A 13477-nucleotide genomic window follows, 5' to 3' on the forward strand; every position below is an offset into this window, starting at 1 on the left:
GCAACACCAGTCATCGGCTTGTAGGCTGGCTTCGCATGTCTTTATCGACAAGCTCTTAGGCACGAACCCACTGGACGAGGTCAATCCACCGGCCCGCTATGATTGTCTAGCCCTGGGCCCCAATCAGGGGCACCAGGGGAGACAAGACGGAGAATTGTCGATATTATAAAAAAACGGTCAAGGTGTGAGCTGCTGTAATGCCGCTTCGAAGAGGAGACAAATTGACCATGCCCTCCGCAGTTTTCTGCAGTTGGCGTTGAGGAATATAACGGCCAAGAGCAGGCCCCGCGCTTGCTCTTGGCTCCTCATATCAACCCAGGCTTAATGGTTCCAGCGTCGGCGATAGGTCGATCTATCTAGCCCCCGCAACTCCCCAGCGCCGACAGGCCTTGGGCGCGACTGATCACCGGGACATAACCCAGCTCTTGCTCCGCCTTGGCAACGTTCACCGTCACCGGCTTGGCCAGCAGTTCAATGAGCATCCGGGTCGCCGGAGGGGTGCTGCGCAGGCCCAACGACTCCCACAAACCCTCCATCGTCCTCGCATAGCCCTGCGCCAAAGCCAAGGGCACGCTCCCGCTCGGGGGGCTCACACCGGCCGTTTCCAATAAACGTGAGAAGAATTCTTTGTAGCTCACTGGGGGACCATCGCTGATGAAATAGGCCTGCCCGCCCTGGCCTCGGCGCGCAGCCAGCACCAAAGCTTCAGCGACATTGTCGACGTGCGTCGTGGAGGTCAAGGCCCGTCCCTGGTCAATCCAACGAAAGCGCCCCTGCTGAACAGCCTGCACAAACTTAGGTAGCAAGGAGGTGTCGTCCTTGCCCCAAATCAAGCGCGGACGCACGCTGATGCAGCGCATGGCAGGCGAGTTCGCCTCCAACACCAATTTCTCAGCATACGCTTTGGTGGCCGGATAGCGGGGTAGGGGCCGGCGCGGCACTGGCCGGGTTTCATCCAAGTTTTCTAGACTGGAGCGCCCATCCGCATACATGGCCTCTGTGCCGACGTGCACCACACAGGCCACTCCCGCGCGCCGCGCTGCCTCGAGAACGATGGCCGTACCGCCGACATTCACCTCTTCAAATTGACGTTGCGGGCCCCACTCATCCACCAGCGCCGCCGCATGAAAAACGGTATCGCAGCCCGCCATGGACTGCGCCAGCAAGTCCACGTCTTTGAGGTCTCCACGCGCCGGGGTCGCGCCCAGACGCGCCACCACATTGGCCGCTGATTCGCTACGGGCCAGCGCAGCGACGATGCAGCGCTCCTGGCGCAAGCGGCGCAGCAGGTTACGCCCCACAAAGCCGGATCCACCGGTCACAAAAACCTGATGCATGGCGTGATCAGTCATTCATTCAACTCCATAGCCGGCGCAACGGGGCTGCTAAGCATGGCACGCCATCGCGCAATATGCTGCGCGGCACCAAGCACGCTACATTAGGGGTGCTGGACCTGGGAACGGCGTTGCGATCTGGACCGCCCGCCGCACGCGAAAGCGTCGAGAGGACCCATAGACAGGGTGGCATCGATGCCGGGCCAGTGACTCACGACGCGGTGTCGGCGGCGAACTCCGTCACGCTTCTATTTCAACTCATTGGCGCCTGGCATGGAACACTCAGAACATCATCTCGCTCTCCGTCATCTGTTGCTCGACGACTACGCCGATGTACGCGAGCTCATGAACTTGGTCTACCCCACCCTGGGTGGAGCCTGGCCCAAGCGCAAATTTCAGGCCCAGCTCAAAACCTTCCCCGAAGGCCAGATCTGCATCGAAGACAAGGGCCGCGTTGTGGCTTGCGCCTTCTCCGTGATTGTGGATTACGACAAATTTGGCGACAAGCACACCTATGATGAAATCACCGGCGATGCTTACCTCAGCACCCATGACCCTAACGGTGATGTGCTGTACGGAGTGGATGTTTTCGTGCACCCGGACTATCGCGGCCTGCGCCTAGGCCGCCGCCTGTACGAGGCGCGCAAGGAGCTATGCCGCAATCTCAATCTGCAATCGATTGTCGCCGGCGGGCGCATACCCAACTATGCCGAGCATGCGGCGCAGATGAGCCCACAGGAGTACGTGGAGCAGGTCAAATCCAAGGACCTGCACGACCCCATTCTCACCTTCCAGCTCAGCAATGGCTTTGAGGTCACCCGCATTCTCAAAGCCTACCTGCCGGAAGATAAGGAGTCGCATGGCTATGCCACCTTGCTGCAATGGCACAACATCTATTTTGAAGCGCAGGAATCGCCCCTGATTGGCGCACCACGCACCAGCGCCAGGGTGGGTTGCGTGCAATGGCAAATGCGTTATTTCCAAAACGTGGGTGAACTACTGCAACAGGTGGAGTACTTCATTGACGCCTTGTCCGACTACAAATGTGACATGGCCCTGTTCCCAGAGTTTTTCAACGCACCACTGATGGGCTTGGCGCCGGACCAAAGCCCCAGCGAAGCGATCTGGCACCTGGCCGGCTACACCGAGGAGATTCTGGCCGAGGTCTCGCGCCTTGCCGTGTCCTACAACATCAACGTCATCGCCGGCTCCATGCCGGTGGTTGAGGATGATGAGCTGTACAACGTCGCCTACCTGTGTCGCCGCGATGGCACCATCGAATCCCAGTACAAGCTACATCCCACACCGCACGAAAAGCGCGACTGGGTGATGCAGGGTGGCGATGCCTTGCGCTGTTTCGATACCGACTTCGGCCGCATCGGCGTGTTGATTTGTTACGACGTGGAGTTCCCGGAGCTGGCGCGGCTGCTTTCCGAACACGAAATGCAAATTCTGTTCGTGCCCTTCTGGACCGACACCAAAAATGGCTACCTGCGGGTGCGTCGCTGCGCCCAGGCCCGCGCCATTGAAAACGAATGCTATGTAGTCATTGCTGGCAGCGTCGGTAACCTGCCCAAAGTGGACAACGTCGACATCCAGTACGCCCAAACGGCGGTGTTCTCACCCTCCGATTTTGCCTTCGCCCACGACGCTGTGGTCTCAGAAACCACCCCCAATACCGAGATGACCTTGATTGCGGACCTGGATCTGCACAAGCTACGCATCCTGCAAAACGAGGGCTCGGTACGGAACTATCTAGACCGCCGCCGCGATTTATATCGGGTGGAATGGTTAGGCAAGGAATCCATCCCACCCCAGGAAGACTAAGCCCGCAGGGCTTGGAGTCTGTCCTAAGCCCCGACCGTGTGCAGCGCATGTCCGACCGCATAAGAACCTATCTGGCAGGCAGCCTACTTTTGCTGGCCCTTGCCGCTGCCGTTGTTGTTCGCTTTGCCGCCCTCGAGCGTGCCCCTGCCGGGTTCTACATCGACGAAGCCGCCATTGCCGCTCAAGCCCTGTGCATAGCGCACAGCGGCCACAGCGCCCAGGGTAAGGCTTGGCCCTTGTACGCCGATGTGCTGGGCGGAGGCCAGGCTTCACCCATCTTGCTCTACCCTGCTGCCGCGTGGAGCAAGCTGGGCAATGACAGTATCGCTGGCTTAAGAACGCTGAGCGTAGGACTGGGGCTAGTCATGCTCGCCACCATCGTCTGGGCCGCAAGTGGTCACCAACACTGGTGGCTGCATGCAGGACTGGGCTTGCTGTGTTTGAGCAACCCTTGGTGGTTCTCGGCGACGCGCATATTCTGGGACCCCGTGTTTGGCGCAGCATGTTGGGGCTTGGGCTTGGCGCTCTACTGGCGATGTCGGCAGCTGCCTACTGCGAGCTGGTGGTACTCCTGCCGTCTATGCCTGGTCAGCATCCTGCTGGTTTCCGCCGCTTATGCCTACCCTCCGGTACGCATTCAGCTGCTGCTGTCCTTGGTTTTGGTGGCCTTTTGGGACACATCCGCGCTCGTACAAGTTCGCTGGGCATTGGCCCCACCAATGCTCCTTGGCGGCGCCCTGCTCAGCCCGCTGATCATGGAGTACCTACTGAGTGGCAGCTTCGCCGGCCGAGGGCAAATGTTAGCCGTGTGGAACGCAGACTGGATGCAGTCTCAAGGCTTGTCAGCCTGGGACTTGCCGGGCGTGGCACTCCGCAACGTATGGCTGCATCTCGACCCGGCCTACCTGTGGTTGCAGGGCGACAGCAACTTGCGCCACAGCACAGGTTTTGGGGGCCTCTTAGGCCCAGCAGAGGCCAGCATAATCATCGCCACGGCTTTGCTCGCGCCCCGCATCCTCTGCTCCCGCAACAGTGGCTTGCTGCTCGCACTGAGTATTGCTGGCGTGCTGCCAGCAGCGCTGACCTGGGAAGGCCTGCCACATGCCCTGCGCAGCCTTGGTGCCACTGGTCCATTGCTGCTTTGGATATGCGTCATCGGCGCCCAACTGCACCAGCGGCTGGCCATCGATCAGCGCCGGCGACTACTGCTTTTACTGTGCGTGATCAGCAGCCTCGGTTTGCTGCGCTTTGGTCAACATTACTTCCACAGTTTTGCGCAGCAGTCCCAAGACTGGTTTGGCGGTCAGGTCGCCCCGGCGGACTACTCCGACGAGTTTGCTTTGGCGCGGCTGTATTACGAATTACGCAGCGGGCAAGCCGATTGCCCTGCAAGCCCTTGAAGACCTGCGTACAAGCACTACGCAAGGACCAACCTGCGCGACCGGTGTCGCTGCCGGCGGGGACGCATTTGGTGTGTGGTTGCGAACATGCTCAATCCGCGGACGGCCTATGCCGCGCTGAGGCCGGCTGCCAAGGCCAAGGCTGGCCCATCACACTGAAACGCCCGCAACTACTTTGGCTGTGTAGCTGCGGGCGCAGTGCAAACATGCCCTACTGCGATCAATCCCACCAAAAGCCCGAAGGCCTTTAGGGAGACGCTGAATAAATCGCTGTGCTCGCAATCTGACCCGCCGGCGGCGCTGACTCGGGACATCCGTGTCCCTCGCCGCAAGCAGCCGCTGCGCGGTCCCAATCGGCTGTCTTGCCGATTGGTCGCACTCCTCACACATCGCCCATATGCTGCGGGCGCTGTGCTCCGGCGGCGGGCCACCTTGCCTCGCTCGCGGATTTCTTCAGCGCCTCCTTAGCCCGGCGAAGAAGACAATCTCGTGTGGGCGAGAGCGGTGGGCAGGCTAAACGGTCTAGGCCGACTTGGGCTTAAGCAGGTAATGCCCCACGCCCCATTGCTCGCCGCCGTCGATACCAAAGAACTCGGCTACGGCCAGGAAGAACATGCGCCAGCGCTGCAGGCGCAGCCGGCCCTGGGCACCACCGCCTAGGACCTCCACCAACTCCTTGCGGTGCGCGTCGCAACGCTCCAGCCAGGCGTTGCTGGTGTCTTCGTAATGGGTCCCACTCACCCACCAGCGTTGGACCACATCCAGATCGCGGTCATAACCACAGAAGAGGTCATAACTGGGCATCATGCCGCCACTGAAAAAGTGCCGGGCCATCCAGTCACCGTCGCCTCGGTCTTCGTAGGCGTAGGTGAGTTCCTTGTGGCAGAACACATGCGTGAACAGGGCGCCATCGGGCTTGAGCCAGGTCGCAATCCGCGCAAACAGCTTGGGGTGATTGCGCACATGCTCCATCATCTCGATGGACACCACGCGATCAAACTTTTCATCCGGCGCAAAATCGTTGATATCGCAGGTGCGAATCTCGAGATTGCTCAGACCGCGCTGGCGGGCCTGATCCATGATGAATTCGCGCTGCGGATTGGAGTTGGATACCCCAATGATGGTGGACTTGGGAAAACGCCCTGCCGCCCACAGTGCGAAGCTGCCCCAGCCACAGCCCAAATCCAGCACGGTCATGCCATCCACGATGCCGGCCCGCTCGGCCGTCATCTCCAGCATCTTGGCTTCGGCCGCATCCAGATCCGACGTGCTGGCATCAAACCAGCAGCAGGAGTATTTGCGGTGGGCACCCAGCACGCGGTCAAAAAAGGCCGGAGGCACTTCGTAATGCTGGTCGTTGGCCGCTTGGGTCTGCACGGCAATGGGACCGGCATGCCATTCGGCCAGCCGCTGCGCCCGCGCCTGGGCGCGCTGCTCGGCGGTCAGGGCATATTCTTCCTTCAGGCGGCGACGAGAAATGCGCCGTACACCCATCCGAATCAACCCATCGGGGATCAAGCCAGATTCAGCCAGGGTAATCACGCTCATTGGGGCAACTCCACTGTGCTGATACCGGCTCGGTCGGTGACCGGCCCACGGTTGCAGCGTGGCTTGGTGAAGAGCAAGTGCACCACCGAAATGCTGGCCTCCATGAAGGCCCCTTCGCAGGAGCCCAGGTAGTAGTCCCACATGCGCTGGAACTCAGGGCTGTAGCCCATGGCCGTCACCTGCGATTTGTGCGCATGGAAAGCCTCGCGCCACATATGCAGGGTGCGAGCGTAGTCCTGACCGAAGTCGTCCAAGTCGAAGAGGTTGAGGTCGGTATGCGCCCGGCTTACCCGAAGTAGCTCAGCGACGCAGGGCAGGTGTCCTCCGGGGAAAATGTATTCGCGGATGAAGTCGGTACCCGAACGCATGCGGTCGTAGTTTTCATCGCGAATGGTAATGGCCTGAATCAGGGCCTGACCCTCGGGCTTGAGCAGGCTGGCCACCTTGCGCATGTAGGTGGGGAAGAAGTCGTGCCCCACCGCCTCGATCATCTCGATGGACACCAACTTGTCGTACTGTCCTTCCAGGTGACGGTAATCCTTGAAATGCAGGGTAATGCGATCTTCCAGACCGGCGGCAGCAATGCGCTCCGCCGCCATTTTGTGCTGTTGCTCGGAGATGGTGGTGGTGGTGACATGGACGCCGTAATGCGTGGCCGCATGAATGGCAAAGCCGCCCCAACCTGAGCCGATTTCGACCAGCGTCTGGCCCGGTTGCAGATCCAGCTTGCGGCAAATCAGGTCGTACTTGCGAACCTGCGACTCCGCTAGCGTGGTGGCTGCGGTGGGAAATACACCGGCCGAGTAGGTCATGGAGTCGTCCAGGAACAACTGGAAGAAGTCATTGCCCAGGTCGTAGTGCGCACCAATGTTCCGGCGGCTACCCGTTTCGGTATTGCGCCGGCGCCACTCGAGAATTTGGTAAGCGGAATCGCGCAGCTTGGCCACGAAACCGTTATCGACGGCCTGGGTGATGGCTGGCTCGCGCACGAACAAGCGCACCACCTCAACAAGATTCGGCGAGGACCACAAGCCCAGGATGTAGGCCGTGCCCGCACCTGTTGCTCCTCCGAGCGTCATGTAGGTGTAGGTCAGGTAATCGTTGATCACGATGGGATAGGTTGGCCCGGCATCGCTGCCCAGCCGAACCACGCTGCCATCCGGCTCAGTAATTTCGAGCGCGCCAGACTGGAACTGAGACAGGACCTTATGCAGGTGTTTACGGGCTGATAGTGCGGCGAACTGCGGCAAACCAGCGGATCTATGCGGAGCTAATTCTGTGATTCTTGAATACATTAGATGCTATCCCGCCCGATGACCTCGGGCTGTCTGTCCTCCGGTGGGGGTATATAAGGCACGCCCTTGAGGTGCAGGCGTAGCGCTTCAAAATAAATACCCGCGACAACTTGAAAAGCCATCAAGGGTGTATGGAGCAAAGTCCGGGCCAAGTTCAGGCCAGTGATGGGGGCCATTTGCAAATGCAGGTTGGCGGAGAAAACTCGCTCGTCAGCGCGCCAGTTATCCAGTCGCAAAGCGATTTGCTCATCACTGACGCGTAACCCCAGTTCATATTCCATATCCATGGGCATAAACGGGGATACATGCATGTCTTTGCCAAAGCGCAGAGAAAACCCCGACGCCTGCTCTGCAGGCGGACGCAATACATAGGCAATCTGTTGATCCCAAGGCGTGTTGTGCACTTCCAGCACGACCCAGTGCAGTTTGGATCGGTCTGGCGCCCAGACCAAATACACGGAAATCGGATTCATCACGTACCCGGCGTACCGGGGCTGGGTGAGTAGCTCGATCTGCCCTGTGGGCCGCTCACCACCGCGCTGCTCAATCAAGTCACGGACAGCCTCTGCGAGGTCCGGACCACCTTGGCGCAAGTGGTCGCGCCGCTGAACACTCAGCAGGTTTGGTTTGTTCCAAGACCAAAACCAGCGCCGTTGAAATACCCGATCCAGTTCCGCCAAATCGAGGCGCAGCATGGAGACGCGATAACGAAAGTCATGAGCCTTGGGTGCAAAGCGTCGGTGCCGGGTCCAACCCCGCGCAACGCGACTGTGTAGCACTCGCCCCTGCCGCATTGCTACCAGCCTCCACCGAGGGCTTGGCTGACCTCCAAGGCACTGCGCGCTCCGTCTTCATGGAATCCGTTGTACCAGTAAGCGCCGGTAAACCATGTGTTGTTGTGACCGTTAATCTCGTCACGACGCGCCCGAGCAGCATTGGACTGCGGGGTGTACACCGGGTGCGCGTACACGTACTGGCCCAAGACTTTGCTGGGATCGATGTTTGCGTTGTCATTTAAGGTCACGCAGAACGGCTCCGGCGCATCCAAGCCCTGTAAGCGGTTCATGCCATAAGTCAATGTAGCCGGATGATCAGGGTCGGGGTGCAGCTTGTAATTCCAGCTCGCCCAGGCCCGCTTACGCTGCGGCATGAAACGACGGTCGGTGTGCAGCACCACGTCATTATCGACATAGGGGATTGCGCCCAGGATCTGTCGCTCGTTCTCGCTAGCGTCGTTCAGCAGGGCTAAAGCCTGATCAGAGTGACAGGCCAAAACGACGGCGTCAAAACGGGCTGGCCCTGTCTCTAAAAAGAGGGTCACGCCCTTAGCATCGCGCTCCACACCTCGCACGGGCGTGCTGGTACGGATGTCGCAATCGAGCCGCGGGACCATACGCTCAATGTAAGTCCTAGAGCCTCCTGGCACCGTGCGCCACTGGGGCCGGTCTTTCAACGACAGCAGCCCATGGTTGGCAAAAAACCGCGCGAAGTGCTCAGCTGGAAACTGCCGAGCGGTCTCCAGGCTGGTGGACCAAATAGCTGCACACAAGGGGTAGACATAACGATCTGCCAAATCTTGCGAGTACCCCCCCTGCTCCACAAACTCGGCCAAGGTGCGCGTATCTTGAGTGCACCCCTGCAGAGCCAGTGCGTCCTTGTTAAAACGCAAGATGTCGCGCAGCAACCGATACTGGCTGGGCCGCAACAAGTCTGAGCGAGTGGCAAAAATCCCACCTAAACCTTCGCTACAGTACTCGCGGGAGCCATCGGCGGTCGCTACCGAAAAGCTCATTGATGTGGCGCGACCTTGAATGTCCAGCGCATCAAAGAGGCGAATGAGGTTCGGATAGGTCCGATCGTTGTACACGATGAACCCCGTATCCACTCGATAATCCCGCCCATGCAACTGCACATCCATGGTCGCGGTATGCCCGCCCAGACGCGACTCTGCTTCAAACAGAGTCGTCTCATGATGTTTGTTGAGTCCCCAGGCGGCAGCTAGCCCACTAATGCCACTGCCGATAATGGCAACCTTCACACGGTATCCTTTACTAACGTCATGTCTTCAGATGCGGATATATATCGCACCCTGATGACGATCGGATGCAATCCAGCACGGAATCTTCTCTTGAGCCACAGCGATAACGACGAACTCATTGAGCTCCTCGCCCAAACCCGGTTAGGCAACCGCCGCGCCTTCTCCCAGCTCTATGAGCGTACCAGTGCGCATCTGTACGGCCTAACCCTGCGTATCTTGCGAGACGAATCCCTAGCTCAAGAAGCCGTGCAGGACGCATATATACAGATCTGGCAAAAGGCTCAGACCTACAACGAAAGTCGTGGGGGAGCGCGTACGTGGATGGGTAGCATCGCGCGCTATCGTGCGCTGGACTTGCTACGTAGCCGTAAGCGCCTGGATGTGATGGCGGAACCGCCCGAGCCGGAGGCCATTGATCCCAGTGGCACTTGGCTAGATCAAACCGATCTGCAGCGCTGCTGGCCAGAACTCAGCGAGGAGCAGCAACGAGCGGTGGCTTTGTCATTTATCAATGGTTACAGCCACGCGGAACTGGCCGAGCGCCTGGACACTCCCCTGGGAACAGTCAAAAGCTGGGTGCGGCGGGGACTGATGGCACTAAAAGCCTGTTTGGAGGGCCTCAAGGCATGACCGATGAACTGAGCATCGCCCTGTATGTACTGGGAGTACTGGACCGTGGAGAACGGGCCCAGGTCGATGAACTTCTACAACAAAGCCCACAGGCGCGTGAGCAACGTGATCAATGGGAACGGCGTTTAGCACCGCTGCAAAATCGTGTGCCGGAGGTGTCGCCGCCGCCGGGCTTATGGCATCGCATACAACAACAACTGGGCCTCATCCAGCCCAAGCCTGCACGTCGAACATGGCGCTTGCCAGGGTTGGCGGGAGCCGCGTTGTCGGCCGTGATACTTGCTGGTCTTTGGTTGTTTGTTCCCACCACTCCTGAGGTTCAGCCCACGCAGCGTGAGGAGCTGGCCTTTGTGGTGAATCAAGATACCTACTGGACCGCCAGCTGGAGCGCGCAACAGCCGCAAACCTTGCGACTGACGGCAGTCGACCCCTCGGGCGTGGGTACTGATCAGGACCACCAAGTTTGGTTGCTGCATCCCGAACGCGAGCAGCCTCAAGCCATTGCTTTGATGCCTAGGCAACCCGGCCAATCCATAGAAGTGTCTTGGCCAGGGCCGATGGATAATGCTTCCATCGCCGTCAGCCGTGAGCCCCGTGGCGGATCACGACAACAAGGACCCAGTGGCCCCATCGTAGTAGTGGTGCCGGTACAACGCGGTTAAGCTCCACAACGCGAGCCCACCGCGTGGGTTTGCAGCGGGCCTCAGCTAGGGCAAGATGCGCAGCATTGTTAATGCATTGGGGATGACATGCTGTATTTGTTCTTAGGCTTGGTTTTGTGGTCGACCTTGCACCTGCTGCCAGCCGGTGCACCTGCACTCAGGCAAAAGGCCGTTGCGGCCATCGGGCTATGGCCTTACAAAGGCGTCTTCGCGCTGCTCACCCTTGGCTGCTTTGTCCTCATTGTGCAGGGCTGGCAAGCTACACCAGCAACCGCTTTGTGGGTTCCCCCGGTTGGCCTGCGCCACCTCACCTTACTGCTGATGATCCCGGCGGTTATTTTCGTTGTGGCGGCTTACGTGCCCGGAAACTTTATTCAAGCCAAGCTTGGCCATCCCATGCTGATGGGGGTGGGCACTTGGGGCCTAGCGCATTTGTTGGCCAATGGCGAGATGCGGTCGGTGCTGTTGTTTGGCACCTTCCTGATCTGGTCCTTCATGGATATCAAAGCCATCAAGGCCCGTGATGGAGCCAGCAAACCGGCCCCGGCCTCCAATGCCGGTATGCGCACAGTCGTTGTGCTGCTGATTGGCCTAGCCCTGTATGCCGCGCTGATCATTGGACACCCCCATTTCGCGGGCCGCGCGGTGATCGCGGTATAGTCCGCAAGCCACAATCAACAACTATTGCGGGAGACTACGCAAACATGTCTGATCTAAAAGCCCAGTTTGAAGCCGCCGTTGAAAAAGTGCGGACGGCACCAGCTGATGGGCCCTTGAAGCCCAGCAACGAAGAAAAACTCAAAATGTATGCGCTGTTCCGTCAAGCCAAGGATGGTGACGTTTCTGGGAAGCGGCCTGGCATGCTGGACCCCGTTGGCCGATTTAAGTACGACGCCTGGGCCAACCTCAAGGGCATGAGCCAAGAAGAGGCCATGCAGAAGTACGTGGATCAGGTGGACTCCTTCGAGCAGCAAGCGGGTTAAAAAAACACGGCGGAGGAGGCATGGCACAAATTCTGCCCATGTTGCGGCGCCCCGATCCGGGCGCCGCAGCGGCTGGTTATTTCGACTGGGAAGGCTTTCAAATTGCCTTTGAGGTCCACGGCCCGGAGAATGGGCTGCCGGTGGTGTTGGTCCACGGCATATTGCTGGATTCAGCCTGCAACCGAGACTTGGCGCTCAGCCTGGCTGAGGAAGGCTACAAGGTGGTGCTACTGGACCTACTCGGCCATGGCGCCAGCAGCCGCCCCCGACATTCCAAGTGGCTACGGGTTGATCTTTACGCCGATCAAATCCGTTGCTGCCTGAACCACTTGGGCTTAGACCGGGTCGTGCTTGGCGGAGTCTCGTTGGGAGCGATTAGTAGTCTGCAGTTCACCAGCGAGCACCCAGACCGCGTGCAGGGTTTGCTCTTGGAAATGCCCGTCATGGAGCGGGCTGCTCCTGCCGCCGCCCTTACCCTGATACCCATTCTAGGAATGGCGCGATTTGGCAAGCCCCTTTTGCGCGGCGTAAAGAGCCTAGTCCAGCGCCTTCCCGAACCCAAACGCAATATCTGGCGCATGGCCCGCAATTTGGGCCTGCATGACCCTGAAGACATTGCCGCCATTATTCATGGCGTGTTGGTGGGGCCGACCGTCCCTACCCGCAAAGCACGCCAAGCCATGCGTGCACCGGCGCTCATCATTGGCCATGGCGGAGACTGGCTGCATAACCTGGAAGATGCCCAAGTTCTTGCCCGCGAAATGCCGAACGCGCGCTTCGTCATTGCGCGCTCCATATTGGAGCTACGCCTACATCCTGAGCGCCTGATGCCAAAGATTCTCAGCTTTTTAGAGCGCACCCAACTGCCACCACCAGCGGCCTAAGGGCGCGGCAACTGCTCGTGTTGCAGGGGCGCGACATCATCGGTCATCGACATGGCGCGTCGCCCCTCGTCGAAGTGACTGTGGTGCAGCAAATACCTTAAGGCGCAGACATGCTGCGCGGCGCTGCAGACATCGTGAATGTACATGGCATTGACGGTGCTGCCTGCTACGGCCCCCACCAGCGGAACGGATTGCGCTAACTTGCGTTGACCCAAATACCCACCTAACTGGCGTGCTACCTGATTCAGACTCAGCTGAACCGCATCCTTGGCCATTTGTCGCTGCAGGGCACGCTCCAAACCGTCCCGCACCGCAGCCACAGTCAATTCGCTGGGGTCTACATCTAAGCTGCGCAGAGCGAGTTGCTTTTCTTGAATGGTGTTCGCGCTGGCAATCGCGAAAATCCCCATGGCCAATGCGGGCTCATCATCCACGTTCAGCCCATAACAACCCGCCGTACGTTCAATGCTGCCCAAGGCCAGGGTGAGCAGTAAGGGAATATCTGCCGCCACACCCCAGGCGCCGCCAACACCCGTAACGGCTCCGACGCTGCCAGCTAGGCCGGCAGCCAACTTGGCAATACGCCGCGCACGGCCATCGCAGTCCTGCAAATCTTGGCCCGGAGCAGGCTGTGGCAGACGCTGGTGAAATTGCCAGCGCGCTACAGACTGGCTACCCCGCAAGACGGACTGCAACAGGGGCAAGGGCACCAAAGCCTGGGCTGCTCGCGATGCTGGAGCCAGAGCCCGGCCAAATCCACGAGCCACCCAGCTGGGTGGGGATTGGGACCAGGCCGCAATAGTCTCGGCCCTTTGTATCGCGTATTCGTCCATGCTCATAGTGGCCCAGCCTGAGTCTCCGGCCTCGCAGTGCCAG

14 protein-coding genes are annotated in these 13477 nt (G+C 59.5%); 8 read left to right on the plus strand and 6 right to left on the minus strand.

The window, feature by feature from the left end; all coding sequences use genetic code 11:
* Positions 1-356: 356 nt before the first annotated feature.
* Entirely contained in the window at positions 357-1352 is a 996-nt protein-coding gene (locus tag KI787_11345; protein MBV6630546.1) for an NAD-dependent epimerase/dehydratase family protein, read from the minus strand.
* A gap of 255 nt (positions 1353-1607) precedes the next feature.
* Here KI787_11345 and KI787_11350 point away from each other — a divergent pair, with 255 nt between their 5' ends.
* The 3 genes from KI787_11350 to KI787_11360 are packed head-to-tail and all read left to right on the plus strand — an operon-like array spanning position 1608 to position 4812.
* Entirely contained in the window at positions 1608-3161 is a 1554-nt protein-coding gene (locus KI787_11350) for a GNAT family N-acetyltransferase (GenBank protein MBV6630547.1), read from the plus strand.
* 47 nt (positions 3162-3208) lie between these two features.
* Entirely contained in the window at positions 3209-4561 is a 1353-nt protein-coding gene (locus tag KI787_11355; protein ID MBV6630548.1) for a hypothetical protein, read from the plus strand.
* Complete coding sequence (locus tag KI787_11360; GenBank protein ID MBV6630549.1) at positions 4558-4812, plus strand: CDGSH iron-sulfur domain-containing protein; 255 nt, start codon at positions 4558-4560, stop codon at positions 4810-4812. The genes KI787_11355 and KI787_11360 overlap by 4 nt, the downstream gene beginning before the upstream one ends.
* A 271-nt stretch (positions 4813-5083) precedes the next feature.
* On the opposite strand, the gene KI787_11365 is transcribed toward KI787_11360, so the two are convergent.
* The 4 genes from KI787_11365 to KI787_11380 are packed head-to-tail and all read right to left on the minus strand — an operon-like array spanning position 5084 to position 9442.
* Positions 5084-6109 (minus strand): class I SAM-dependent methyltransferase, encoded by a 1026-nt coding sequence (locus KI787_11365; protein ID MBV6630550.1) that lies wholly within the window; start codon positions 6107-6109, stop codon positions 5084-5086.
* Positions 6106-7404 carry a class I SAM-dependent methyltransferase gene (locus KI787_11370; GenBank protein MBV6630551.1) on the minus strand — a complete coding sequence of 433 codons (1299 nt, stop codon included), beginning with the start codon at positions 7402-7404 and terminating at the stop codon, positions 6106-6108. Before KI787_11370 ends, KI787_11365 begins: the two co-directional genes overlap by 4 nt.
* On the minus strand, positions 7404-8198 hold the full coding sequence (locus tag KI787_11375; protein MBV6630552.1) for a DUF1365 domain-containing protein: 795 nt from the start codon (positions 8196-8198) through the stop codon (positions 7404-7406). The genes KI787_11370 and KI787_11375 overlap by 1 nt, the downstream gene beginning before the upstream one ends.
* A 2-nt stretch (positions 8199-8200) precedes the next feature.
* Positions 8201-9442, minus strand: a complete 1242-nt coding sequence (locus tag KI787_11380; protein ID MBV6630553.1) for an FAD-dependent oxidoreductase — start codon at positions 9440-9442, stop codon at positions 8201-8203.
* Positions 9443-9532: 90 nt separating this feature from the next.
* On the opposite strand from KI787_11380, the gene KI787_11385 reads away from it, so the two are divergent.
* From KI787_11385 to KI787_11405, 5 genes are all read left to right on the plus strand, one after another.
* Positions 9533-10072 (plus strand): sigma-70 family RNA polymerase sigma factor, encoded by a 540-nt coding sequence (locus KI787_11385; protein MBV6630554.1) that lies wholly within the window; start codon positions 9533-9535, stop codon positions 10070-10072.
* Complete coding sequence (locus KI787_11390; GenBank protein ID MBV6630555.1) at positions 10069-10734, plus strand: anti-sigma factor; 666 nt, start codon at positions 10069-10071, stop codon at positions 10732-10734. Before KI787_11385 ends, KI787_11390 begins: the two co-directional genes overlap by 4 nt.
* Positions 10735-10821: 87 nt before the next feature.
* Entirely contained in the window at positions 10822-11394 is a 573-nt protein-coding gene (locus KI787_11395; protein MBV6630556.1) for an NnrU family protein, read from the plus strand.
* A 44-nt stretch (positions 11395-11438) separates the two neighbouring features.
* The gene (locus KI787_11400; GenBank protein MBV6630557.1) at positions 11439-11717 is read left to right on the plus strand and encodes an acyl-CoA-binding protein; all 279 of its coding nucleotides are present in this window, start codon (positions 11439-11441) and stop codon (positions 11715-11717) included.
* Positions 11718-11737: 20 nt separating this feature from the next.
* Positions 11738-12601, plus strand: a complete 864-nt coding sequence (locus KI787_11405) for an alpha/beta fold hydrolase (protein MBV6630558.1) — start codon at positions 11738-11740, stop codon at positions 12599-12601.
* Here KI787_11405 and KI787_11410 read toward each other — a convergent pair.
* Positions 12598-13440: an EcsC family protein gene (locus tag KI787_11410; GenBank protein ID MBV6630559.1), complete on the minus strand. Its 843-nt coding sequence runs from the start codon at positions 13438-13440 to the stop codon at positions 12598-12600. The genes KI787_11405 and KI787_11410 overlap by 4 nt on opposite strands.
* Positions 13441-13477 lie beyond the last annotated feature (37 nt).

Origin of the sequence: Oceanococcus sp. HetDA_MAG_MS8 (assembly GCA_019192445.1) — a bacterium.
In the GTDB taxonomy this organism is placed as follows: Bacteria; Pseudomonadota; Gammaproteobacteria; order Nevskiales; family Oceanococcaceae; genus MS8.